22 protein-coding genes are annotated in these 22,203 nt (G+C 71.0%); 18 read left to right on the top strand and 4 right to left on the bottom strand.

What is annotated here, in order from left to right:
- The 16 genes from RIF89_RS02435 to RIF89_RS02510 all read left to right on the top strand — a co-directional run.
- On the top strand, positions 1-950 hold a 950-nt coding region (locus tag RIF89_RS02435; protein WP_309067572.1), incomplete at its 5' end, for an MraY family glycosyltransferase.
- Complete coding sequence (locus tag RIF89_RS02440) at positions 950-1,432, top strand: hypothetical protein (protein ID WP_309067573.1); 483 nt, start codon at positions 950-952, stop codon at positions 1,430-1,432. The genes RIF89_RS02435 and RIF89_RS02440, both read left to right, overlap by 1 nt.
- A gap of 175 nt (positions 1,433-1,607) precedes the next feature.
- The gene (gene atpB / locus RIF89_RS02445; RefSeq protein WP_309067574.1) at positions 1,608-2,402 is read left to right on the top strand and encodes a F0F1 ATP synthase subunit A; all 795 of its coding nucleotides are present in this window, start codon (positions 1,608-1,610) and stop codon (positions 2,400-2,402) included.
- A 43-nt stretch (positions 2,403-2,445) separates the two neighbouring features.
- On the top strand, positions 2,446-2,694 hold the full coding sequence (atpE, locus tag RIF89_RS02450; RefSeq protein ID WP_203135814.1) for a F0F1 ATP synthase subunit C: 249 nt from the start codon (positions 2,446-2,448) through the stop codon (positions 2,692-2,694).
- A 30-nt stretch (positions 2,695-2,724) separates the two neighbouring features.
- The gene (locus RIF89_RS02455) at positions 2,725-3,285 is read left to right on the top strand and encodes a F0F1 ATP synthase subunit B (protein WP_309067575.1); all 561 of its coding nucleotides are present in this window, start codon (positions 2,725-2,727) and stop codon (positions 3,283-3,285) included.
- On the top strand, positions 3,285-4,067 hold the full coding sequence (locus RIF89_RS02460; protein WP_309067576.1) for a F0F1 ATP synthase subunit delta: 783 nt from the start codon (positions 3,285-3,287) through the stop codon (positions 4,065-4,067). The genes RIF89_RS02455 and RIF89_RS02460 overlap by 1 nt, the downstream gene beginning before the upstream one ends.
- A 67-nt stretch (positions 4,068-4,134) precedes the next feature.
- On the top strand, positions 4,135-5,778 hold the full coding sequence (gene atpA / locus RIF89_RS02465; protein WP_309067577.1) for a F0F1 ATP synthase subunit alpha: 1,644 nt from the start codon (positions 4,135-4,137) through the stop codon (positions 5,776-5,778).
- Between the two features lie 21 nt (positions 5,779-5,799).
- Complete coding sequence (locus tag RIF89_RS02470) at positions 5,800-6,696, top strand: F0F1 ATP synthase subunit gamma (RefSeq protein ID WP_309067578.1); 897 nt, start codon at positions 5,800-5,802, stop codon at positions 6,694-6,696.
- A 14-nt stretch (positions 6,697-6,710) separates the two neighbouring features.
- Positions 6,711-8,147, top strand: coding sequence for a F0F1 ATP synthase subunit beta (gene atpD / locus RIF89_RS02475; protein WP_309067579.1), 1,437 nt, complete (start codon positions 6,711-6,713; stop codon positions 8,145-8,147).
- A 2-nt stretch (positions 8,148-8,149) separates the two neighbouring features.
- A complete protein-coding gene (locus RIF89_RS02480) occupies positions 8,150-8,410 on the top strand; it encodes a F0F1 ATP synthase subunit epsilon (RefSeq protein ID WP_203135808.1) in 261 nt (86 codons plus the stop codon).
- Positions 8,411-8,421: 11 nt separating this feature from the next.
- The gene (locus RIF89_RS02485; protein WP_375294420.1) at positions 8,422-9,165 is read left to right on the top strand and encodes a YaaA family protein; all 744 of its coding nucleotides are present in this window, start codon (positions 8,422-8,424) and stop codon (positions 9,163-9,165) included.
- A gap of 87 nt (positions 9,166-9,252) precedes the next feature.
- The gene (locus tag RIF89_RS02490) at positions 9,253-10,050 is read left to right on the top strand and encodes a DUF5684 domain-containing protein (RefSeq protein WP_309067580.1); all 798 of its coding nucleotides are present in this window, start codon (positions 9,253-9,255) and stop codon (positions 10,048-10,050) included.
- A gap of 76 nt (positions 10,051-10,126) precedes the next feature.
- Complete coding sequence (locus RIF89_RS02495) at positions 10,127-11,107, top strand: aldo/keto reductase (RefSeq protein WP_309067581.1); 981 nt, start codon at positions 10,127-10,129, stop codon at positions 11,105-11,107.
- 117 nt (positions 11,108-11,224) lie between these two features.
- Complete coding sequence (locus RIF89_RS02500; RefSeq protein WP_375294419.1) at positions 11,225-12,094, top strand: PP2C family protein-serine/threonine phosphatase; 870 nt, start codon at positions 11,225-11,227, stop codon at positions 12,092-12,094.
- Between the two features lie 57 nt (positions 12,095-12,151).
- On the top strand, positions 12,152-14,938 hold the full coding sequence (locus RIF89_RS02505; protein WP_309067582.1) for an FtsK/SpoIIIE domain-containing protein: 2,787 nt from the start codon (positions 12,152-12,154) through the stop codon (positions 14,936-14,938).
- A 149-nt stretch (positions 14,939-15,087) separates the two neighbouring features.
- Complete coding sequence (locus RIF89_RS02510; RefSeq protein ID WP_309067583.1) at positions 15,088-17,790, top strand: HAD-IC family P-type ATPase; 2,703 nt, start codon at positions 15,088-15,090, stop codon at positions 17,788-17,790.
- Here RIF89_RS02510 and RIF89_RS02515 read toward each other — a convergent pair.
- Positions 17,787-18,164 carry a DUF4406 domain-containing protein gene (locus RIF89_RS02515; protein WP_309067584.1) on the bottom strand — a complete coding sequence of 126 codons (378 nt, stop codon included), beginning with the start codon at positions 18,162-18,164 and terminating at the stop codon, positions 17,787-17,789. The genes RIF89_RS02510 and RIF89_RS02515 overlap by 4 nt on opposite strands.
- Positions 18,165-18,211: 47 nt before the next feature.
- On the opposite strand from RIF89_RS02515, the gene RIF89_RS02520 reads away from it, so the two are divergent.
- Complete coding sequence (locus RIF89_RS02520) at positions 18,212-18,967, top strand: DeoR/GlpR family DNA-binding transcription regulator (protein WP_309067585.1); 756 nt, start codon at positions 18,212-18,214, stop codon at positions 18,965-18,967.
- A 1-nt stretch (position 18,968) separates the two neighbouring features.
- On the opposite strand, the gene RIF89_RS02525 is transcribed toward RIF89_RS02520, so the two are convergent.
- Positions 18,969-19,661: a nucleotidyltransferase domain-containing protein gene (locus tag RIF89_RS02525; protein WP_309067586.1), complete on the bottom strand. Its 693-nt coding sequence runs from the start codon at positions 19,659-19,661 to the stop codon at positions 18,969-18,971.
- Between the two features lie 20 nt (positions 19,662-19,681).
- Positions 19,682-20,671: an asparaginase gene (locus RIF89_RS02530; protein ID WP_309067587.1), complete on the bottom strand. Its 990-nt coding sequence runs from the start codon at positions 20,669-20,671 to the stop codon at positions 19,682-19,684.
- A 54-nt stretch (positions 20,672-20,725) separates the two neighbouring features.
- On the opposite strand from RIF89_RS02530, the gene RIF89_RS02535 reads away from it, so the two are divergent.
- Entirely contained in the window at positions 20,726-21,196 is a 471-nt protein-coding gene (locus RIF89_RS02535) for an OsmC family protein (RefSeq protein ID WP_309067588.1), read from the top strand.
- Between the two features lie 6 nt (positions 21,197-21,202).
- Here RIF89_RS02535 and RIF89_RS02540 read toward each other — a convergent pair whose 3' ends face one another.
- Positions 21,203-21,988: a lysophospholipid acyltransferase family protein gene (locus RIF89_RS02540; RefSeq protein ID WP_309067589.1), complete on the bottom strand. Its 786-nt coding sequence runs from the start codon at positions 21,986-21,988 to the stop codon at positions 21,203-21,205.
- Between the last annotated feature and the right edge of the window lie 215 nt (positions 21,989-22,203).

A 22,203-nucleotide genomic window follows, 5' to 3' on the forward strand; every position in this document is an offset into this window, starting at 1 on the left:
CCCGCGCCGTCTGGGCGATCCTGGCAGCGTCGCTGCTGATCGTGCTCGTGGGCGTGGCCGACGACCTGTGGGATCTCGACTGGACGATCAAGCTCGGCGCCCAGTTCCTCGCCGCGGGGGTCATCGCGGTCGGCGGCGGCCTGCAGATCTACGCCGTGCCGATCGGCGGCATGACGATCTTCTCCAGCTGGGTGAGCATCGTGCTGACGATGTTCTCGATCGTCGTCGTGATGAACGCGGTCAACTTCATCGACGGGCTCGACGGTCTCGTCGCCGGCGTCTGTCTGATCGCGAACGGCGTCTTCTTCGTGTACACCTACATCCTCACGCGCGACACCCAGACGACGAACTCGAGTCTCGCGACGTTCCTCGCGGCCGCGATGATCGGCGCGTGCGCGGGGTTCCTCGTGCTCAACTGGAAGCCCGCCAAGCTGTTCATGGGCGACTCGGGCGCGTTGCTGCTCGGACTGCTGATGGCGACCTCGACGATCGTCGTCACGAGTCAGATCCCGCCGTCCGCGCTCGACCCCCAGGACGGCATCGGGCGCTCGCAGCTGTTCGGCGCGTTCCTGCCGATCCTGCTGCCGCTCGTCGTGGTGCTGCTGCCGCTCGCCGACTTCGGCCTCGCGGTGCTGCGGCGCACGCGCGCCGGCAGGTCGCCGTTCTCACCCGACCGCAAGCACCTCCATCACCGCATGCTGGATCTCGGCCACAGCGACCGCGACGCCGTGCTGATCTTCTACGCGTGGACGGCCGTGATCTCGCTCGCCGTCCTGCTGATGTACCTCGCGTCGCGCGAGAACTGGCCAGGGGAGTACTGGATCGGCGTGGTGTTCGGCACCATCGGCGTCGCCGCGTGCCTCGTCCTGACCCTCATGCCCTCGCGCCGCCCGATCGCCCAGCCGGCGAACCCGCCGACCGCACCGAACCCCGCCGCCCAGGAGGCCTGATGACCACCCCGCAGCCCGCGCCCATCTCCAGCACGCCCGTGCTGCGCACCGCGCTCGTCTGGGGCGCCATCGCCACGGTCGTCATCGCCGTGGTCGGCGGCGGGATCGGCTACGCGATCGCAGGGGTGGACGGCTTGTTCAGCGCATTCGCCGGTGCCGCGATCGCGGCCGTGTTCATGCTGCTGACGGCGGTCAGCATCCTGGTCGCCAACCGCTGGTTCGGCGACCAGCTCTACGTTCCGATCTTCTTCGGCATCGTGCTCGGCGGCTGGCTGCTCAAGCTCGTGCTGTTCATCGTCGCGCTGCTGATCCTGCGCGGTCAGCCCTGGATCGTGCCCGGCGTGTTCTTCGTCGCGCTCGTCGTGAGCGTCGTCGCCTCCCTCGCGATCGACGGCATCGCGATGTTCCGCTCGCGCGCGCCGTACGTCGATGTCGCGCTGCCGGGGGAGAGCGCCCCGGGCGGCGATGAGGAGACCCGCTGAGCGGGTTTTCGACGCGGCGTAGAAGCGCTCGAAACTTTGATAGGCTGGGCGAGTTCCTGCCGATTCCCCCGCGGATGCCGATGGCGACATCGGGACGGCAGATGACGACTTCCTGCCCCTCCCGGTCCTCGTGCCGGAGCTATGAAGCCGGAGCCACACGTTGACTCAAGCCGCGATGCTGATCGCCTCTGCCGAATCGAGCGATGGCGCGTTCCACCCGCCGTCCATCACGGACTTCTTCCCCCCGGCGATCTTCGGTGAGGGGACGCTCTTCGAGTTCACGCGCATCAACGCCGCCCAGCTGCTCGCGACCGCCGTCCTGGTGATCCTGCTGATCGTCGGCACCCGCAGCATGCGCGTCGTGCCCGGTCGTCTGCAGAGCGTCGTCGAGATGGGTCTCGACTTCGTCCGCGTGAACATCGCGCACGACATCCTCGGCCGCAAGGACGGCAACCGCTTCCTGCCGCTGCTGACCACGATGTTCTTCATGATCCTGTTCATGAACCTGACGGGCATCATCCCCGGCATCAACATCGCGGGCACGAGCGTCATCGCGGTGCCGCTGCTGCTGGCGGTCATCTCGTACGTCACGTTCATCTACGCGGGCATCAAGAAGAGCCCCGGCAACTTCTTCAAGAACTCGCTGTTCCCGTCGGGCGTCCCCGCGGCGCTGTACATCATCGTTACGCCGCTCGAGTTCCTGTCGACGTTCATCATCCGCCCCGTCACGCTGACGCTGCGACTGCTGATGAACATGATCGTCGGCCACCTCATGCTCGTGCTGTTCTTCTCGGCCACGCACTTCTTCTTCTTCACCGCCGGCGGATGGTGGGCGCCCCTGGGCGTCGGCACGCTCGCCTTCGGTCTCGCCTTCACCCTGTTCGAGGTCCTGGTGGCATTCCTCCAGGCCTACGTCTTCACGATCCTCACCGCGGTCTACATCCAGCTCGCGGTTGCGGAAGAGCACTGACGGTCCGCCACACGGCGCACCGCCTAACCGAAAGGAAAAATCCGTGGACGCTACTACGGTTCTCGCCAACGTGTACGGCTCGATCGCGACGGTCGGCTACGGTCTCGCCGCCATCGGCCCGGCCATCGGCGTGGGCATCGTCGTCGGCAAGACCATCGAGTCCGTGGCCCGCCAGCCCGAGCTCGCCGGTCGTCTGCAGGTTCTGATGTGGATCGGTATCGCCTTCACCGAGGCTCTCGCGTTCATCGGCATCGCGACCGGCTTCATCTTCGGCTACGCCCCCGTCCAGTAATTCGCTGCTGCTGACACGTAAGGAGACAGGATGCTGAACGCTCTTGTCACGGTCGCCGCGGAGGAGTCGCACGAGGCGGCGCCGAACCCGCTGCTCCCGGAGATGTACGACATCATCTGGTCGGCGGTCTGCTTCCTCGTCATCCTGTTCGTGGTGTGGAAGGTCGCCCTGCCGCGCCTGACCGCCATGCTCGACGCGCGGTCCGCCGCCATCGAGGGCAACATCGCCAAGGCCGACGAGGCGCAGCGCCAGGCCGAGGCCGCGCTGGAGGAGTACACGAAGCAGCTCGCCGATGCTCGCAAGGAGGCCGGTGACATCCGTGACGCCGCCCGCGAGGACGGCAAGCGCATCGTCGCCGAGGCGAAGGCCAACGCCGCCACCGAGGCCGAGCGCATCACCGCGACCGCGCACACGCAGATCGAGGCCGAGCGCCAGTCCGCGCTCGTCACCCTGCGCAGCGAGGTCGGCACGCTCGCGATCGACCTCGCCGGCAACGTCATCGGCGAGACCCTCAGCGACGACCAGAAGGCGGCGGCTGTGGTCGACCGCTTCCTGGCCGACCTCGAGGCCTCCGAGAAGGCGAAGAACTGATGGGCAGCGCGACCACTCAGGCGCTCGCGACGAGCGTCTCCGCGCTCGGCGCGGCGACGGTCGACCTCGACACGGCTCGCGAGCTCTTCGCCGCCGCGCGTGCCGTCGCCGGCTCGCACGCGCTGAGCGGCGCGCTGGCCGACTCGTCCGCTGCGCCGGAGACGCGCAGCGCGCTCGTCGGCGCGGTGTTCGCCAGTCTGTCGCCGACCACGCGGTCGCTCCTGACGACGACCGCCGCACAGCGGTGGTCGTCGCAGGGCGAGCTGGTCGACGGGATCGAGGAGCTCGCCATCCGCGCGGCCGCCAAGGCCGACTCCGGCGACCTCGAGGGCGAGCTGTTCCGCGTCTCCCGCATCGTCGCGGAGAACCCCGAGCTCGAGCTCGCGCTCGGCAGCCGCCTCGGCGACGGCGCGGCGAAGGGCGCACTCATGCAGACGCTGCTCGGCGGTCGCACGAGCGAGGCCACGGCACTCGTCGTGTCGTCGCTGGTGCAGGAGCCCCGCGGGCGCCGCGTCCGCGGCATCCTCGCCCGCGCGATCCGGATCGTCGCCGCCCAGCGCGGCCGCACGGTCGCCACGGTCACGACGGCGGCGCCGCTCACCCCGGCTCAGGCCGAGCGTCTGTCCACCGCGCTCTCGCGTACCTACGGCGGCGAGGTGACGATCAGCCCGGTCGTCGACCCCTCCGTCGTCGGCGGCGTGCGCGTGCAGATCGCGGACGACGTCATCGACGGCAGCATCGCCTCGCGTCTCGCGGACGTGCGCCAGAAGCTCGCGGGCTGACCTCACAACTTTGCCGCCCCGGCGGACTCACTTGGGGATCGCTGATCCCACAACATGAAGGAAGACAATGGCAGACATCACGATCAGCCCCGACGTCATCCGTGACGCGCTGAAGGACTTCGTCGCCGCCTACGAGCCCACCGGCGACGCGGCGACCGAGGTCGGCACGGTCATCGACGCGGCAGACGGCATCGCCCACGTCGAGGGACTGCCGGGCGTCATGGCCAACGAGCTCGTCCGCTTCGGCAACGGCGTCCTGGGCCTGGCCCAGAACCTCGACCAGGACGAGATCGGCGTCGTCGTGCTCGGCGAGTTCGCCGGCATCGAGGAGGGCCAGCAGGTCACCCGCACGGGCGAGGTGCTCTCGGTCCCCGTGGGCGAGGGCTACCTCGGCCGCGTGGTCGACCCGCTCGGAAACCCGATCGACGGCCTCGGCGAGATCACCGGCATCGAGGGCCGCCGCGCCCTCGAGCTGCAGGCCCCGGGCGTCATGGCCCGCAAGTCGGTGCACGAGCCGATGCAGACGGGCATCAAGGCGATCGACGCCATGATCCCGGTCGGCCGCGGCCAGCGTCAGCTCATCATCGGCGACCGCCAGACCGGCAAGACCGCGATCGCGATCGACACGATCATCAACCAGAAGTCGAACTGGGAGTCGGGCGACCCGACCAAGCAGGTGCGCTGCATCTACGTGGCCATCGGTCAGAAGGGCTCGACCATCGCCTCGGTGAAGGGCGCGCTCGAGGAGGCCGGCGCGATGGAGTACACCACCATCGTCGCGGCCCCGGCTTCGGACCCTGCCGGCTTCAAGTACCTCGCGCCGTACACCGGCTCGGCCATCGGCCAGCACTGGATGTACGACGGCAAGCACGTCCTGATCGTGTTCGACGACCTGTCGAAGCAGGCCGAGGCTTACCGCGCCGTGTCGCTGCTGCTGCGCCGTCCGCCGGGCCGCGAGGCGTACCCCGGTGACGTCTTCTACCTGCACTCGCGTCTGCTCGAGCGCTGCGCGAAGCTGTCGGACGAGCTCGGCGCCGGCTCGATGACGGGCCTGCCGATCATCGAGACCAAGGCGAACGACGTCTCGGCGTACATCCCGACCAACGTGATCTCGATCACGGACGGCCAGATCTTCCTGCAGTCCGACCTGTTCAACGCGAACCAGCGTCCCGCTGTCGACGTGGGCATCTCGGTCTCGCGAGTCGGCGGTGACGCGCAGCTGAAGCACATCAAGAAGGTCTCCGGCACGCTCAAGCTCGAGCTCGCCCAGTACCGCTCGCTGGAGGCGTTCGCGATGTTCGCGTCCGACCTCGACGCGGCCTCGCGTCGCCAGCTGGCACGTGGTGCCCGCCTGACCGAGCTGCTGAAGCAGCCGCAGTACTCGCCGTACCCGGCCGAGGAGCAGGTCGTCTCGATCTGGGCCGGCACGAACGGCAAGCTCGACTCTGTCGACGTCGAGGACGTGCTGCGCTTCGAGGCCGAGCTGCTCGACCACCTGCGTCGCAACACGACGATCCTCGACACGCTGCGCGACAGCGGCAAGCTCGAGGACGACACCGTCGCCGAGATGGAGAAGGCGATCGACGCCTTCCTGCTCGAGTTCCAGGGCGGCAAGGGCCAGCACCTCGGTGCCCCCGGCCACGAGGAGCACAGCGCGGCGGATGTGACGGACGTCGACCAGGAGAAGATCGTCAAGGGCCGCCGGGCGTAAGCCCGTCGGGGACGACGCATCATGGGAGCAAAGCTCAGGGAATACAAGCAGAAGATCTCTTCTGCTCAGACGACCAAGAAGATCACGAAGGCGATGGAGCTCATCGCGGCTTCGCGTATCCAGAAGGCGATGGCGCGCGTGCGCGCGTCCGAGCCCTTCTCCCGCGCGGTGACGCGTGCGGTCTCGGCGGTCGCCACGCACACCGACATCGACCACCCGCTCACGCGGGAGCCGGAGTCGGTGACGCGCTCGGCGGTCCTGATCCTCAGCTCCGACCGGGGACTCGCGGGTGCGTTCAACTCGCAGGTCATCCGCGAGGCCATGGAGCTCGCCGAGCTGCTGCGCTCGCAGGGCAAGGAAGTCGTGTTCTACCTGTTCGGCCGCAAGGCCGTCGGCTACTTCCAGTTCCGCGGCATCACCGCGGCGGGTGAGTGGACGGGTGACGCGGACGTGCCGGCCTTCGCGACCGCCGAGGAGATGTCGCAGGCGCTGCTCGAGGCCTACGAGAAGGATGTCGCGGACGGCGGCGTGGACGAGATCCACGTCGTGTACAACCGCTTCGTCAGCATGATGACCCAGGAGGCGGTGCAGGTGCGCCTGCTGCCGCTCGAGGTGGTCGAGGGTGCGGATGACGCGGACGCGAGCGGCGAGGTCTACCCGCTGTACGAGTTCGAGCCCGACGCCACCGTCGTGCTCGACCGGCTGCTGCCGGTGTACATCCAGAGCCGCATCTTCAACGCGCTGCTGCAGTCGGCCGCCGCCAAGCAGGCCGCGACGCAGAAGGCGATGAAGTCGGCCAGCGACAACGCCGACAAGCTCATCACCGACTACACCCGCCTGCGCAACAACGCGCGTCAGGCCGAGATCACGCAGCAGATCGCCGAGATCGTCGGCGGCGCCGACGCCCTGGCGTCCTGAAAGGAAAAGACGAAATGACTGTCATCGAGACCGCGGTCGTCGGTCGGGTCGCCCGCGTCACGGGTCCCGTCGTCGACATCGAGTTCCCGCACGACGCGATCCCCGAGGTCTACAACGCGCTGAAGACGACAATCGTCATCGGCGACGAGGCCACCGAGATCACGCTCGAGGTCGCCCAGCACCTCGGCGACGACATGGTGCGCGCCATCTCGCTGAAGCCGACGGACGGCATGGTCCGCGGCCAGGAGGTGCGTGACACCGGCGAGCCGATCTCGGTTCCCGTCGGCGACGTGACCAAGGGCAAGGTCTTCAACGTGACGGGCGAGGTGCTCAACCTCCCCAGCGGCGAGACCATCGAGGTCACCGAGCGCTGGCCGATCCACCGCAAGGCGCCGAACTTCGACCAGCTCGAGTCGAAGACCCAGATGTTCGAGACCGGCATCAAGGTCATCGACCTGCTCACGCCGTACGTGCTGGGTGGAAAGATCGGCCTCTTCGGCGGTGCGGGCGTCGGCAAGACCGTCCTCATCCAGGAGATGATCCAGCGCGTCGCGCAGGACCACGGCGGTGTGTCGGTGTTCGCGGGCGTCGGTGAGCGCACGCGTGAGGGCAACGACCTGATCCACGAGATGGAGGAGGCGGGCGTCTTCGACAAGACCGCGCTCGTCTTCGGCCAGATGGACGAGCCGCCGGGGACGCGTCTGCGCGTCGCGCTGTCGGCCCTGACGATGGCCGAGTACTTCCGCGACGTGCAGAAGCAGGACGTGCTGCTGTTCATCGACAACATCTTCCGCTTCACGCAGGCGGGCTCCGAGGTGTCGACGCTGCTCGGCCGCATGCCCTCCGCGGTGGGCTACCAGCCGAACCTCGCCGACGAGATGGGTGTGCTCCAGGAGCGCATCACCTCGACGCGCGGTCACTCGATCACCTCGCTGCAGGCGATCTACGTGCCGGCCGACGACTACACCGACCCGGCCCCGGCCACGACGTTCGCGCACCTGGACGCCACGACCGAGCTGTCGCGCGAAATCGCGTCGAAGGGTCTGTACCCCGCGGTCGACCCGCTGACGTCGACCAGCCGCATCCTGGACCCGCGCTACATCGGTGAGGACCACTACCGCGTGGCCACCGCCGTGAAGCAGATCCTGCAGAAGAACAAGGAGCTGCAGGAGATCATCGCGATCCTCGGCGTCGACGAGCTCTCCGAAGAGGACAAGATCGTCGTCGCCCGCGCGCGCCGCATCCAGCAGTTCCTCTCGCAGAACACCTACATGGCGAAGAAGTTCACGGGTGTCGAGGGTTCGACCGTTCCGATCAAGGAGACGATCGAGTCGTTCGACGCGATCGTGAAGGGCGACTTCGACCACGTTGCCGAGCAGGCGTTCTTCAACGTCGGCGGCATCGGCGACGTCGAGGCGAACTGGGCTCGCATCCAGAAGGAGAACAGCTGACCATGGGTCTGCAGGTCACCCTGGTCTCCGCCGAGGAGGAGGTCTGGACGGGCGAGGCGAGCCTCGTGGTCGCCAAGACCATCGAGGGTGAGATCGGCTTCATGCAGGGGCACGAGCCCATGCTGGCCATCCTCGCCGAAGGCCAGGTCCGGATCACCGAGCCCTCGGGCAACAAGGTCATCGCGGACGCGCGCGACGGCTTCGTGTCGATGGAGAACAACCGTCTCACGGTCGTCGCGGGCAACGCGGCGCTGAGCTCCTGACCACGATCCTCCTGCCCCCTTCGGAGACGAAGCGGGCAGGCGGATCGGACGCGCCCATCGCTTTCGACGGCCTCGCGCTGCCGGTGCTCGCACCGCAGCGCGAGGCCGTCGTCGCGTCCCTGGTGGCGCTGTCCGCGGATCCGGATCGCGCGGCGAAGGTCCTGGGGCTGTCGGTGCGACAGCGGGGTCAGATCGAGGTGAACGCGGCGATGCGCTCAGCGCCGACCATGCCGGCGGTCGACCGCTACACGGGCGTCCTGTTCGATGCGCTGGACGCCGCGTCTGTCGACCACGACGCGCGTTCCTGGCTGGGGGAGCACGCGCTCATCCAGACGGCGCCGCTCGGCCCGATCGGCGCCCTCGACCGCATCCCCTCATACCGGCTCGCCGCGGGGGCGTCGCTGCCGGGCGTGCCGCCGCTCAAGCGCATCTGGGCGGATCCGGTGCGCACGGCCTTCGCCGCGCTGCCGGGGCTCGTGATCGATCTGCGCTCGGAGGCGTACGCGGCGCTCGGGCCCGTTCCTGACGACGTCGCGAGCACGTACGTGCGCGTCGTGTCGGAGGGCCCGGACGGTGCGGTGCGGGCGCTGAATCACTTCAACAAGAGGGCGAAGGGCCTGCTGACGCGCCGGCTCGCGCAGGAGCGCCCGGACATCCGCTCGGTCGCCGACCTCGTCGGCTGGGGAGAATCGGCCGGGGTCGTGGTGCGCGCGGGGGCGCGGGACGGGGAGACCGAGCTCGTCGTGCCCGCCTGAGCCGGTGGGCGTTGTTCAGGTAGCTTTCAGGATCGCTAAAGTGGACGGCAGCGGCCCGTCGCCGCCAACTACCCTGAGGAGACTTGAATGGACGATCAGTACGCCGCGTTCCTCGCCTTGATGTTCGCGTTCGTCGCGTTCTCGCTCATCTTCGGCCTCATCGTGTACCTCGTCGGCTCGTGGTTCATGATGAAGCTGTTCGAGAAGGCGGGCGTGCAGGGCAAGTGGCGCGCCTGGGTGCCCGTCTACAACGTGATGGTCTTCTTCAAGCTCGGTGACGTCAGCCCGTGGCTCGTGCTCTACACGATCGGCGGCGGGATCCTGCTGTCCTGGATTCCCGGGCTGAACTTCCTGTCGGGCCTGCTGAGCCTCGCGTTCGCGGTGTTCGCCGCCATGGCGGCCTACCGGATCGGCCTGAAGCTGCAGAAGGAGGCGGCCTGGGTCATCCTCTACGTCCTGCTGTCGCTCGTGTGGCTCGGCATCGTCGCCTTCGACCGCTCGCGCTGGAACGAGAACGTGCCGCCGGCGCCGTGGGCCTCGAACGGCTTCCTCGGCGACAAGACGGTCTGGGACGGCGTGCCGGTGCAGACGGGCTCGGCGCCGCAGGCCTATGGTCAGCAGGGCTACGGCCAGGCCGGGTACGGTCAGGCCGGGTACGGCGCCCAGCCCGGTCAGGACCCGTACGGCCAGCCGTACACGCAGCCGGGTCAGCCCGCCTACCCCGCGCAGCCTCCGGCCGGCGCCCCGGTTCCGCCGCCGGCCCCGGGCGCTCCGGTTCCGCCCTCGCCGGGTGCGCCCACTGCGCCGCCCGCCCCTCCGGCCGCGCCGCGCGACCGCGACGAGCCGCCCGCCGGCCCCGTGCCGCCGGCTCCGCCGCAGCCGTAACGCTCCTCGCGGACGCCCCCTCCCGATCCTCGGGCGGGGGCGTCCGCGCGTTCGGGGGCCGCTTAGTGTGGAGCACATGAGTGTCGCGCTGCGCCGGGTCGGGAAGTCGGGTCTGCTGGTCTCCGAGGTCGGCCTCGGCTGCAACAACTTCGGTCGTCGCGGCACCGCGTCCGAGTCGCTGGAGGGCACGCGCGCCGTGCTCGACGCCGCGATCGAGCACGGGGTGACGTTCCTCGACACGGCTGAGATGTACGGCGGCCAGGGTCGCAGCGAGTCCCTGATGGGGGAGGCGCTCGCGGGACGCCGCGATCGCGTGGTGATCGCGACCAAGTTCGGGCACCAGGCGGTCGACATGGGCTACGGACCCGCCACGGGCGCGAAAGGATCGCGGTCCTACATCCGCCGCGCGGTCGAGGCCTCCCTCGCGCGGCTGCGCACCGAGTGGATCGATCTCTACCAGCTGCACACTCCCGACCCCGAGACGCCCATCGAGGAGACGATCGACGCGCTCGACGATCTCGTGCGCGAGGGAAAGATCCGGTACTACGGCCACTCCAACCTGAGCGGGTGGCAGATCGCCGAGGCGCACCTGACCGCCCGCGCACGGACGCGGTCGGGGTTCGTGTCATCGCAGAATCAGTTCTCGCTGCTGGCCCGCGACGCGGAGCGCGAGGTGCTCCCGGCCGTCCGCCGCTTCGAGCTGGGCTTCTTCCCGTACTTCCCGCTCTACAACGGACTGCTGACGGGCAAGTTCACGCGCGAGGGAGGGCCCGAGCAGAGCCGCATCATGTCGCAGCGCAGGCACCTGTGGGAGACAGCGCCGTGGGACGCCCTCGAGGCCTACCGGGCGTTCTGCGACGCGCGCGGCGTGTCGATGCTCGAGGCGACCTTCGGGTGGCTGCTGTCGCAGCAGGCGGTCGCGAGCGTGATCGCCGGCGCCACGTCGCCCGAGCAGGTCGCCGCGAATGCCGCCGCAGGAGCCGCATGGCGCCCGACCGACGCCGAGGCCGCCGAGATCGACGGCTTCTTCCCGGCGCCCGCCGCGCCCGCTATCTGACGCGCGCGGCGCTGGGTGGTGGGACGCTCCCGATAGACTGTGTGTGCCTGCGTCGCATCCGCCCGAACGGCTTTCGCTCCGGTCCGGATGTCGCCGCCCGATCCGGAGGTCATGCCCGTGTCCGACGCCCCCACGACGTCGCAGTCGCAGACTGTGGCGCTGCCCGCAGGACTCGATGCGATTCTGACGTGGGCGGGAGCGACGCACCGCGGCCGCAAGCGCGACATCAACCAGGACGCGCTGCTGACCGCCTACCCGCTGTTCGTCGTCGCCGATGGCATGGGCGGACACATCGGCGGTGAGATCGCGAGCGCCAGCACGATCGACCGGCTGCAGCGCATGGTGGGCAAGGGTCCCGTCTCGCCCGAGGCCATCGAGAAGGCGCTCACCAAGGCCGTGCGCGACATCGGCGACCACCCCGACACGACCGACGAGGGCACGGGCACCACGGTGACCGGCGTGTACCTCGACATCACGGAGGACGACGCGACCTGGGTCGCGCTCAACATCGGCGACTCGCGCGTGTACATCCAGCGCGATGACGCCCTCGCGCAGGTGACGACCGACCACTCCCTCGTCCAGGAGCTCGTCGCGGCGGGGCGCCTCAGCCCCGAGGAGGCCGAGAACCACCCCTACGGCAACGTGATCACACGCGCGGTCGGCCCCAGCGAGGGGGCCGTTCCCGACTACGTGCGCCTCGACGTGCGCGACGGCGACCGCTTCGTGATCTGCTCGGACGGACTCACCAAGGAGCTCACCGACTACGGCATCCTCCACTTCCTGCGGCTCCACGACGACCCGGCAGCAGCGGTCGACGCGATGCTCGAGGCCGCGCTGGAGAACGGCGGACGCGACAACATCACGATCGTCGTGCTGAACGTGTCGGTCCCCGGCCAGCGGCCGATCGAGGACGAGCAGGATGAGGCGGCCGCCGCGGAGCCGCAGGCCGCTCGTCCGTCGTCCACAGAGCACGAAGCGGCCGAGTAGTCCTCGGCGGCGCGCCACGCGCCGCTGCCGCACCGCACCGCGCGGTGGACTGGGCGCATGCCGACCCCGCTCGACGAGCCCATCACGCTGCCCTCGCCGCAGCCGCCGCAGAAGCGCGGGCCGTTCCCGATCCTCGCGTCGATCGTGCCGGTGATCGCGGCGGTCGCGCTGTGGGCGGTCACGGGCTCGCTCATCGCGCTGTGCTTCGCCGCGCTGGGGCCGCTCATGGCGGCCGCGTCGCTCGTCGACGCCGCGCGCGGCGGTCGCCGTCGCCGCCGCGAGGAGCAGCGCGAACAGGCCGAGACCATGCGCCGAGCACGCGAACGTGTCGACCGGCGCCACGAGGCCGAGCGCGCCACGCTGTGGCGGGAGCGCCCGGATGTCGCGGCGCTCGTCGGCGACGCGCGCCGGCAGGGGCGCTGCACGGCGGAGGAGCTCGTCGTAGGGCGCGGGCGCGTGCCGAGCGCCGTCCGGGTGACCGGGGGCGAGGACGACGAGGCCCGCAGACTGCGCGCGCACGCCGCGACGCTCGACGACGCCCCCGTGACCGTGCCGCTGCGCACGGGCGTCGTGGTGCAGGGCGACCCCGTGACCGCGCGTGCCGTGGCGAGGGCCCTCGTGCTCCAGCTGTGCCTCGGCCGCCCGGCGGCCCGGCTCGCGATGATCACGGCCCCCGATTCGGAGCGGGAGTGGGCGGCGGCGCTGCCGCACTGGGCCCCGGCATCGGTCGCGCCGGTCCGCGTCGCGCTGGTCGGCATCGACGACACGGTGCCCGCGGCCGACGTCGTGATCGCGACCGCGCCGCACGGAAGCGAGGTGCCTGCGGAGTGCGGGGCGCTGCTCGAACTCGACGCGGCCCAGCCCGGCCATGCGCGTCTCGTGCTCGTCGGTGAGCCGGCGGACGTCGCGGTCGAGGGCGTCTCGCTCGCGCAGGCGACGCGGATCGCCGAGCGGCTCGCGGCGCGTGCTCCGGCCGCCCGGGGCACGGGCGCGGCGGACCCGCTGCCGCTCGGCGCGCTGCTGGCGCGGGTCGACGGCCGTCAGCCGCTCGGCGCGCTCGGCGCCGTGGTCGGCGTCGAGGGAAACGATCCCGTGGCGCTCGACCTCGTCGCGGATGGACCGCACGCCGTGGTGGTGGGCGTGACGGGCAGCGGCAAGTCCGAGTTGCTCGTGACCTGGGTCGCGTCGCTGGCAGCGACGCTGCCGCCCGAGCGCGTGCAGTTCCTCCTCGCGGACTTCAAGGGCGGCACAGCCTTCGCACCGCTGGCGCGCCTGCCCCACGTGGTGGGCGTGATCACCGACCTCGACGACGGCGGCGCGCGGCGGGCGGTCGAGAGCCTGCGCGCCGAGCTGCGTGCGCGGGAGGGATCGCTCGCGGCAGCGGGCGCCCGCGATGTGTCGGACCCGTGGGCGGATCTGCCGCGGCTGGTGATCGTCGTGGACGAGTTCGCCGCGCTGCTGCAGGAGCACCCGGATCTGCACGCGCTCTTCACGGACGTGGCCGCCCGCGGGCGGGCGCTCGGCATGCATCTCGTGCTCGGCACCCAGCGGGCGGGCGGCGTGCTGCGCGACGCGCTGGTGGCGAACTGCCCGCTGCGCATCGGGCTGCGCGTGGCGGAAGCCGCGGAGAGCCGGGCGCTTCTCGGCTCCGACGAGGCCGCGTCGCTGCCCGGTGGGCCGGACGGTCGAGGCCTTGCCTGGATCCGGCGTGCGGGCGACGCCCGCGCGCGGCTGACGCGCATCGCCCTGTCCGCGCCGTCCGACGTGGCGGCGGCCGCGACGCGCTTCGCCGGTCGCGATCGCCGCCCCGCGCCCTGGCTGCCGCCGCTTCCGCGGCGCATCACGGCGGAAGAGGCCTCGGCGCTCGTCGGGAATCCCGGGAGCGGGGCGATCCTGCTCGGCGTGGCGGACGAGCCCGTCCGCCAGCGGCGATCGCCCGTGCTGCTGACCCCGGGAGCGGATCGCGGGCTCATGGTCGTGGGCGGCGGCGGCTCGGGCCGGTCGACGGTGGCCGCCCTGGTGGTGGCCGCGCGCCCCGACGCGGTGGTCGTGCCCCGCGACGCGGAGGGGGCCTGGGACGCGCTGGAGTTCATCGATCGCGTGCGCCCCGCCGTGGTGGTGATCGACGACGTCGACGCCATGCTCGCGCGCCTGCCGGCGGAGTATGCCCAGGCCGCGGCCGAGCGCATCGAGGCGATCGTGCGCGACGCGGGCGAGACCGGCACGACGCTCGTGCTCACGGCCGCGCGACTGAGCGGAGCGGTGCTGCGCTTCGCCGACCTTCTGCCGCGTCGCGCGCTGCTCGCGCTGCCCGGCCGCGCCGAGCACGCCGCAGCAGGCGGCGACGGCGTGACGTTCGATGCTCGCCGGCCGCCGGGCCGGGCGGTGCTCGACGGGCTCGAGGTGCAGTTCGTGCATGCCGCACGGCCCGTGCCGGCGGTGCCGACGGATGCGCCGGGACCGGCGCGCTGGGAGCCGCAGACGGCCCTCACCGGGATGGTGCTGCGCGCGGCACGGCGACGCAGCGAACAGCTCGCGGCTGCGTGGCCCGCAGACGTGCGTGTGATCGTGGTGGACGACGTGCCGCCCGGCACGCGCCTGGCTGCCCTCGACCGCGCGGGCGAGCGCCTCGTGCTGGTCGGCGACGGCGATGCGTGGCAGCGGCAGTGGGGCCTGCTGCAGGAGCTGCGGGCGGTCGCGCCGCTCGTGGTGGGCGCCGACTGCGCGACCGAGCTGCGGACTCTCGCGGGCGAGCGCGAGTTGCCGCCCTACGCGCGCACCCGGGCGTCCCGCGCCTGGGTGGTGCGCGACGGGCTCCCGCCCGAACGCGTCGTGCTGCCCTGATCCGCGAGGACGGTGGCCGGTGACTCGGTTGACATCGCCGCGCGCGTGCGGAAAGGATGACGGCAGAGCACGCGCAGCAGCGGTCGGCGCACGGCCCTGTCGAAAGGGCGAGGCGGACAATGGATACGAGCGACCGGGTTGCCGATTCCGTGAGCGGGGAAGCAGCGTCCGTCGCGAGTCCCCGCGCCGCGTACGCGCCGTGGGCCGCGACGCCCGAGGACGTCGTCGACCACCTGCAGACGCGCGCGTCCGGGCTGTCGCAGGCGGAGGTCGCCGAGCGGGCGGAGCGGTTCGGTGCGAACGAGCTGCCCGAGGCGAAGCGCAAGCCCGCGATCGTGCGCTTCCTGTCGCACTTCAACGACACGCTGATCTACATCCTGCTGGCGGCGGCGGCGGTGAAGGCCGTCATGGCCGACTGGCTGGATTTCGGCGTGATCATGGTCGTCGCGGTCATCAACGCCGTGATCGGCTACGTGCAGGAGGGGCGGGCGGAGAAGGCGCTCGCGGGGATCCGCGGCATGTTGTCCTCGGTCGCGCAGGTGCGGCGCGACGGCGAATGGCACGTGCTGCCGGCCGCCGAGCTGGTGCCCGGCGACATCGTGCGCGTCGCGCCCGGTGACAAGGTGCCGGCGGACATGCGGCTGGTCTCCGCGACGCAGCTGCGCGTGGACGAGGCGGCGCTCACGGGGGAGTCGGTGCCGTCGTCGAAGTCGGTCGCGCCCGTGCTGCCATCGGCCGGGGTGGGGGATCGCGCGTCGATGCTGTTCTCGGGGACGATCGTTTCCGCCGGACAGGCGCGCGCGGTCGTGACGGGCACCGGCGCATCCACGGAGATCGGCACCATCCAGGCCCTGGTCGGCGAGGCCGGCTCGCTCGACACGCCGCTCACGAAGCAGCTCGACGCGTTCGGCCGGGTGCTGACCCTCGTGATCCTGGGCATGGCGACGGTCATGCTGCTGATCGGGCGCTTCCTGCACGGAATGCCGTTCGGCGAGCTGGTCTCGGCGACGATCGGCTTCGCGGTCGCGGCGATCCCGGAGGGTCTTCCGGCGCTGGTGACCATCACTCTCGCGATCGGCGTGCAGCAGATGGCGCGGCGCAATGCCATCACGCGCAAGCTGCCCGCGGTCGAGGCCCTCGGATCCGTGACCACCGTGTGCTCGGACAAGACGGGCACGCTCACGACGAACGAGATGACCGTGCGGCGGATCGTCACACCGCTCGCGTCGTACGAGGTCGAGGGCCTCGGCTACACGCCGGAGGGCTGGATCTCCCCGGCCGGCGACGGTCGGGAGCCGACGGGCGACGACGTGCGGGCCCTCCTGATAGTCGCGTCCCTGTGCAACGACGCCTACATCCAGCGCGCCGGCGAGCACTGGCAGCTCGTCGGCGAGCCCACCGAGGGCGCCCTGAAGGTCGCCGCGATGAAGGGCGGCATCGATGGTGCCGGTTTCACCCGCGTCGCGGTGCTGCCGTTCGACTCGGCGAACAAGCTCATGGCGACAGTGAACGCGGACGTGGAGGGCGACCGCGTCCTCCTCGTCAAGGGCGCACCGGATCGCCTTCTCGACCGCTCCACGACGCAGCTCGGCGGCGTCCCACTCGACCTCGCCCGGTGGATCGCCGCTGTCGACGCGCTGAGCGCCGAGGGCCTGCGCGTGCTGGCGGCGGCACGCGTCACCGACCCGTCCACCGGGGGCGATGTCTCCCTCGACGACCTGTGGGACCTCGAATTCCTCGGTCTGTTCGGCATCGTCGATCCGCCCCGCCCCGAGGTCATCGACGCGATCAGCGACTGTCACACGGCGGGCGTGCGCGTGAAGATGATCACGGGCGACCATGCCGGCACGGCGCTCGCGATCGCGCACGAGATCGGGATCGTCTCCGAGCCGGACGCCCCCGTGCTGACGGGAGCCGAACTGGAGGCGATGACGCAGGATCAGCTCACCGCGGTCGTGCGCGACGTGGACGTGTACGCGCGCACGAGCCCCGAGCACAAGATCCGGATCGTGCGCGCCCTGCAGGCCCACGACGAGGTGGTGGCCATGACCGGGGACGGTGTGAACGACGCACCCGCATTGACGCGGGCCAGCGTGGGCATCGCCATGGGCATCAAGGGCACGGAGGCGACGAAGGAGGCCGCCGAGATCGTGCTCGCCGACGACAACTTCGCGACCATCCGGTCGGCGATCCGCGAGGGCCGGCGCATCTACGACAATCTGCGCAAGTCCGTCGTCTTCCTGCTGCCGACGAACGGCGCGCAGTCGCTCGTGATCCTGATCGCGATCGTGTTCGGTCTCTCGCTGCCGCTCACCCCGGTGCAGGTGCTGTGGGTCAACATGATCACGGCCGTGACGCTGTCCCTGGCGCTCGCGTACGAGCCGGCGGAGCGGGGGATCATGTCCCGTCCGCCCCGCCGGCCCGGCGGATCCATCATCTCCGTGCGGGAGCTGATGCTGGTGCTCGTCGTGTCGCTGCTGATCGGCGGCGCCACACTGTGGGTGTTCTATGCCGCGCTCGCCCGCGGCGACGAGCTGAACCTCGCCCGCACCGAGGCCGTGCTCATGCTGGCGCTCGGGCAGCTGGCGTTCCTCTTCAACTGCCGGATCCTGTCGCACTCGAGTTTCAGCGTCGACGCGCTGCGCGGCAACCGTGTGGTGTGGTGGTCGGCCCTCGCCCTGATCGTGCTGCAGCTGATCTACTGCTACGTGCCGTTCATGAACGCTCTGTTCGAGTCGACGCCCCTGCCACTGTGGGCGTGGCTGGTGCCGTTCGGCCTCGCGATCGCGCTGTTCCTCGTGATCGAGGCGGTCAAGGCGCTCTGGCGACGGCTGCCCGGCGGGTCGAGTTAGCCGACCGGCGCCTGCGCGGGGATCTCCTCCAGGGAGAAGTACACGGGGATGCCGCGTTCGCGCGCGATGGCGACGTCCTGATCCGCGCCGCGCGAGTCGCCGGGCAGGCGCAGCACCGCGTCGCAGTGCTGCAGCAGGCGCTCGGCGGTCGGGTACATGACCTCAGCCGCGAGGGGATCGGTCGGGCCGCTGGCGCCCGCGCTCGACAGGACGGGCAGCGCGACCCATTCGCCGATCATCGGGATGTGGCCGGCCTGGAAGATCGGCCACGCGGCCTCCTCGAGACGGGCCAGGTTGCGGGCCATGAGGGCGGGATCGCCGCCGGTTCCCGAGGCGTAGGGGCCGGCGATGAGAATGAGAAGTGGTTTCGTCATAACGGGTACAATACAGCAAGAACGTGCAAGAACGTGAAGGAGTCGGAATGCTTGCCGCTGCGCGCAAGGAACTGCTGCTCGAACGACTGCAGCGAGACGGCCGCATCGTCGCGAAGGAGATCGCGACGGAGCTCGGACTGTCGGAGGACAGCATTCGTCGCGACCTGCGCGAGCTCGACGCCGCCGGCCTCGCCGTGCGCGTGTACGGCGGAGCGCTGCCGGCGTCGCCCGCCGTGGCGGATTACGCCGCACGCACGGCGGTGGCGCCCGACAGCAAGCGCCGCGTCGCCGCGGCCGCCGTGGCGCTGATCGAGCCGGGTGCGACGGTCATCCTCGACGGAGGCACGACCGCGCTGGCCATGGTCGAGGCGCTGCCGCGCACGTTCTCGTGCACGATCGTGACGCACAGCCCGACGATCGCGGCGGCGCTGCTGGAGCACGCGGCGGAGGTCTTCCTGATCGGGGGGCAGCTCTTCAAGCACTCGGCGGTCACGAGCGGGGCAGCCGCGGTCGAGGCCGCGAGCAGAATCAGTGCGGACGTGTTCTTCCTCGGCGTGACCGGCGTGCACGCGACGGCCGGACTGACGACCGGGCATCCGGATGAGGCCGCCATGAAGCGCGCGCTCGCTGCCCGCGCGGCCGACACCTACGTGCTGGCGAGCGACGAGAAGCTGGGGGCCGCCTCGCGGTTCGCGGTACTGCCGCTCGACGAGGTCGCGGGCGTGATCGCCGACGGCACCCCCGACCTCCCTGCGATGCGCGACCTCGTCGCGGCGGGCGTCCGGGTGATCCCCGCCGCCTGAGTCAGCGGGTGAAGCCCTCGCGAAGCCTGCCGCCGAGCGTCTCGAGCTCGGTCTCGGCCGCGATCACCAGTCCGGTCGGATCGTCCGCGAGCAGGGGAGCGGCGAGCCGCTCGGCGCGCACACGATCCCACGCGCGCAGTCGGCGCGGCAGGTGCTTGCCGGCCGCGATCCACTCGCCGTGCGACAGGAGCAGCAGCTCGCCCAGGCGCTCGAACAGCAGCACGGCGAGGACGCGCCGCTCGAGCGGATCGGCCGCATCGCGCAGGTCGTCCAGCACGTCGGTCACGAGGTAGCGGCGCACGTCCAGTTCGTGTGCATCCACCTGGGGGCCAGCGTCCCGCACGGGACCCCACCGCGTCCGCAGCTGTGCGAGCAGCGCCCCTGTCCTCACCGGCCGCCCCTCGATCAGCATGTTGAGCAGGAGCGGCCGGTGCCGCCCGAGCTCTTTCTCCACCCACCGGTCGAAGGCGCCCGGCGTGTACGCGAAGACCTCGAACACCTCGCCCTCGAACGCGAAGGTGGCTGCGCGGCTGTCCTCGCCGGCCTCGAACATCTCGCCGGGGCCGAGCACGAGCAGGTCGATGTCACTCGTCGCGGTGCGCTCGCCGCGGGCGGTGCTGCCGGCGAGGACGGCCGCGTCCGCCGAGGGGAAGTGCGCCTCGACGAAGCTGCGGGCGAGCGCGTCGTGATCCATGGGGCGACCGCAGCGAGGCCTCAGACGGTCGCGCGGATGCGCCCGACCTCGCGCCCGCCGCCCTGCACCGCGTAGACGGGGTGCGCCGCGGCGTCGGCCACCTCGCCGGCCGGCAGCGCGCCGGCATTCGCGAGCAGCTGCAGGGCCACGAGCGGGGCGGCGCGCAGCGACCCGTCGAGCATCTTGAGCGCGACCGTCGTGCCGTCGGGAGCCACCATGATCTGCACCCCCTCGGCGCCGAGCTTCGAGAACACGCCGAAGCGCTCGATCGCGAGCGTGTCGCCGCCACCGGGCCCGTCGATCACCCACGGGTTGTCGCGCACGGCCCGCACGAGCGCGCCGGCGACGCGGTGCAGCGCGAACGGCGAGCGCTCGGACGACGTGCCGACGCGGTGGATGCCGCGGGCGAGGCTCGTGAGCGGAAGGGCGTGCACGGGCGCGCCGCATCCGTCGATCACGGTCGCCGTGACCTTCTCTCCGGTCAGGCGCTCGACGACCTCGCGGATGTGCGTCTGCAGCGGATGGGCCGGGTCGAGGTACCCCGCCACGTCCCATCCGGTCGCGACGCACGCGGCGAGCATCGCGGCGTGCTTGCCCGAGCAGTTGTGCCGGATGGCGGCGGGCTCGAGGTGGTCGCGCACCATCGCGTCGCGTGTGGCGGTGTCGGTCGGCCAGCTCGTGGGACAGGCGAGGTGATCCTCCGTGAGCCCCGCGGCGGACAGGACGTCCCGCACCAGCGCGGCGTGCCGATCGGTGCCCATGTGGCTCGCCGTCGCCAACGCCAGATGCTCGCCCTCGAGCGCCGCGCCGGCCGTGACGACGGCCACGGCCTGGAGCGGCTTGAGCGATGAGCGGGGCAGGATCGGCGCGTCCGGGTTCCCGAGGCGCGTCACGACGTCGCCGGCGGGGGAGAGGACGATCGCGGAACCCGCGTGACGCGATTCCACGAAGCCACCCCGCTCGACGACGGCGAGCTCTACGGCATCCTGCACGGTGAAAGTCTGAGCCACCTTCTCAGCCTAACGACGCGGATCGCGCTGCTCGCGCGGTGGCAGACTGGCGCCATGAACCGAGAGCACCGCTACGCCCTGACTGCGACCTGGACCGGAAACCTCGGCTCGGGAACGAGCGGCTACCGCGACTACTCGCGCGACGTGACCCTGGAGGTCGCGGGCAAGCCCGTGGTGCTGGCGTCGTCGGACAAGCCGTTCCGCGGCGACCCCGAGCGCTGGAATCCAGAGGACCTGCTCGTGGCGGCGCTGTCGGAGTGCCACCTGCTGTCGTATCTCCACGCGTGCGTGCAGGCCGGAGTGGTCGTGACGTCGTACGTCGACGAGGCGACGGGCCTGCTGCGGGAGGACGGCAGCAGCAGCGCCCGGTTCGAGCAGGTCGTGCTGCACCCGCGGGTGACGGTCGCGGAGGCGTCGATGGTCGAGGCCGCCGAGGCCGCGCACAGGACCGCGCACGACTGGTGCTTCATCGCCCGCTCGGTCAACTTCCCCGTGACGCACGAGGCGACCGTCGCCGTCGGCTGACGGCGGCTAGCGGCGCTCGTGCGGCAGCGCGCGCCGGATCTTCTCGATCGGCGACTGCGCGGGAGACTCGTTGTAGGCGTTCGCGAGCTCCTGGCCCGAGAGCGCGTGGATCGCGGCCATGATCTCGTCGGTCGCGGTGCGGCGGGCCTTGCCCGAGCTGGCAGGGCCGTGGTGCGAGAGGTCGAGCGGAGCGCCGAAGCGGATCGTCACGCGCTCCTTGGTCGTCGGGAACTTCGCTCCGACCGGCATGACGCGGTCGGTGCCTGTGAGACCCACCGGCACAACGGGCGCTCCGGTCTGCAGGGCGAGGAACGCCACTCCCGTGCGGCCCTTGTACAGGCGGCCGTCGAGCGAGCGCGTCCCCTCGGGGTACAGCGCCACCGCGGCGCCCGTCTCCAGGATCTGACGCTGCTGGTCCAGGGCGTCGAGCGCGGCCTGCCCGGCGCCGCGGCGCACGGGGATGGCGCCGACCGCCGTGAACAGCGACTTCGACAGCCAGCCCTTGAAGCCGGTGCCTTCGAAGTACGACGATTTCGCCAGGAAGTGCACGGGACGAGGGGCGACCGCGACGGGGATCGCGATCGAGTCGATGAACGACAGGTGGTTGCTGGCGAAGATGACGCTGCCGTCGCGTGGGATGTTCGCCTTGCCCTCGACATGGGGGCGGTAGATCGCGCGGGCCAGCGGAGCGAGGGCGAGGCGTCCGACGGTGTAGAACCAGCTCGGTCGGCTCGGGTCCTCCTCGGGGGCCGTCTCATCGGGTTCCGGGGTCACGGAGTCCGCAGAGGTCATCATCCGAGGTTATCGCGGTGTCCATTCCGCCGGGAGCATGCCTCGGGTGTGCACCTGTCCGGGTGATGCTCAGGACGTTCGTCGGCAGCATGGGGCAGGATGGGACGACCCCCACAACGATCGAGGTATCTTCGTGCGTCTTCGCTCCGCAGCATTCCTGTCCGCCCTCGCGCTCAGTGCCGTCGCGCTCGCCGGCTGCTCGGGCGAGCCGACAC

It is taken from the genome of Microbacterium sp. (genome assembly GCF_031178525.1).
Taxonomy (GTDB): domain Bacteria; phylum Actinomycetota; class Actinomycetes; order Actinomycetales; family Microbacteriaceae; genus Microbacterium.

Excerpts from the sequence above, each read along its gene's own strand:
- RIF89_RS02440 (WP_309067573.1), top strand. The coding sequence starts at position 950 with ATGACCACCCCGCAGCCCGCGCCCATCTCCAGCACGCCCGTGCTGCGC.
- atpB (WP_309067574.1), top strand. The coding sequence starts at position 1,608 with ATGCTGATCGCCTCTGCCGAATCGAGCGATGGCGCGTTCCACCCGCCG.
- RIF89_RS02455 (WP_309067575.1), top strand. The coding sequence starts at position 2,725 with ATGCTGAACGCTCTTGTCACGGTCGCCGCGGAGGAGTCGCACGAGGCG.
- RIF89_RS02460 (WP_309067576.1), top strand. The coding sequence starts at position 3,285 with ATGGGCAGCGCGACCACTCAGGCGCTCGCGACGAGCGTCTCCGCGCTC.
- atpA (WP_309067577.1), top strand. The coding sequence starts at position 4,135 with ATGGCAGACATCACGATCAGCCCCGACGTCATCCGTGACGCGCTGAAG.
- RIF89_RS02470 (WP_309067578.1), top strand. The coding sequence starts at position 5,800 with ATGGGAGCAAAGCTCAGGGAATACAAGCAGAAGATCTCTTCTGCTCAG.
- atpD (WP_309067579.1), top strand. The coding sequence starts at position 6,711 with ATGACTGTCATCGAGACCGCGGTCGTCGGTCGGGTCGCCCGCGTCACG.
- RIF89_RS02480 (WP_203135808.1), top strand. The coding sequence starts at position 8,150 with ATGGGTCTGCAGGTCACCCTGGTCTCCGCCGAGGAGGAGGTCTGGACG.
- RIF89_RS02490 (WP_309067580.1), top strand. The coding sequence starts at position 9,253 with ATGGACGATCAGTACGCCGCGTTCCTCGCCTTGATGTTCGCGTTCGTC.
- RIF89_RS02495 (WP_309067581.1), top strand. The coding sequence starts at position 10,127 with ATGAGTGTCGCGCTGCGCCGGGTCGGGAAGTCGGGTCTGCTGGTCTCC.
- RIF89_RS02505 (WP_309067582.1), top strand. The coding sequence starts at position 12,152 with ATGCCGACCCCGCTCGACGAGCCCATCACGCTGCCCTCGCCGCAGCCG.
- RIF89_RS02515 (WP_309067584.1), bottom strand. The coding sequence starts at position 18,164 with ATGACGAAACCACTTCTCATTCTCATCGCCGGCCCCTACGCCTCGGGA.
- RIF89_RS02520 (WP_309067585.1), top strand. The coding sequence starts at position 18,212 with ATGCTTGCCGCTGCGCGCAAGGAACTGCTGCTCGAACGACTGCAGCGA.
- RIF89_RS02525 (WP_309067586.1), bottom strand. The coding sequence starts at position 19,661 with ATGGATCACGACGCGCTCGCCCGCAGCTTCGTCGAGGCGCACTTCCCC.
- RIF89_RS02535 (WP_309067588.1), top strand. The coding sequence starts at position 20,726 with ATGAACCGAGAGCACCGCTACGCCCTGACTGCGACCTGGACCGGAAAC.
- RIF89_RS02540 (WP_309067589.1), bottom strand. The coding sequence starts at position 21,988 with ATGACCTCTGCGGACTCCGTGACCCCGGAACCCGATGAGACGGCCCCC.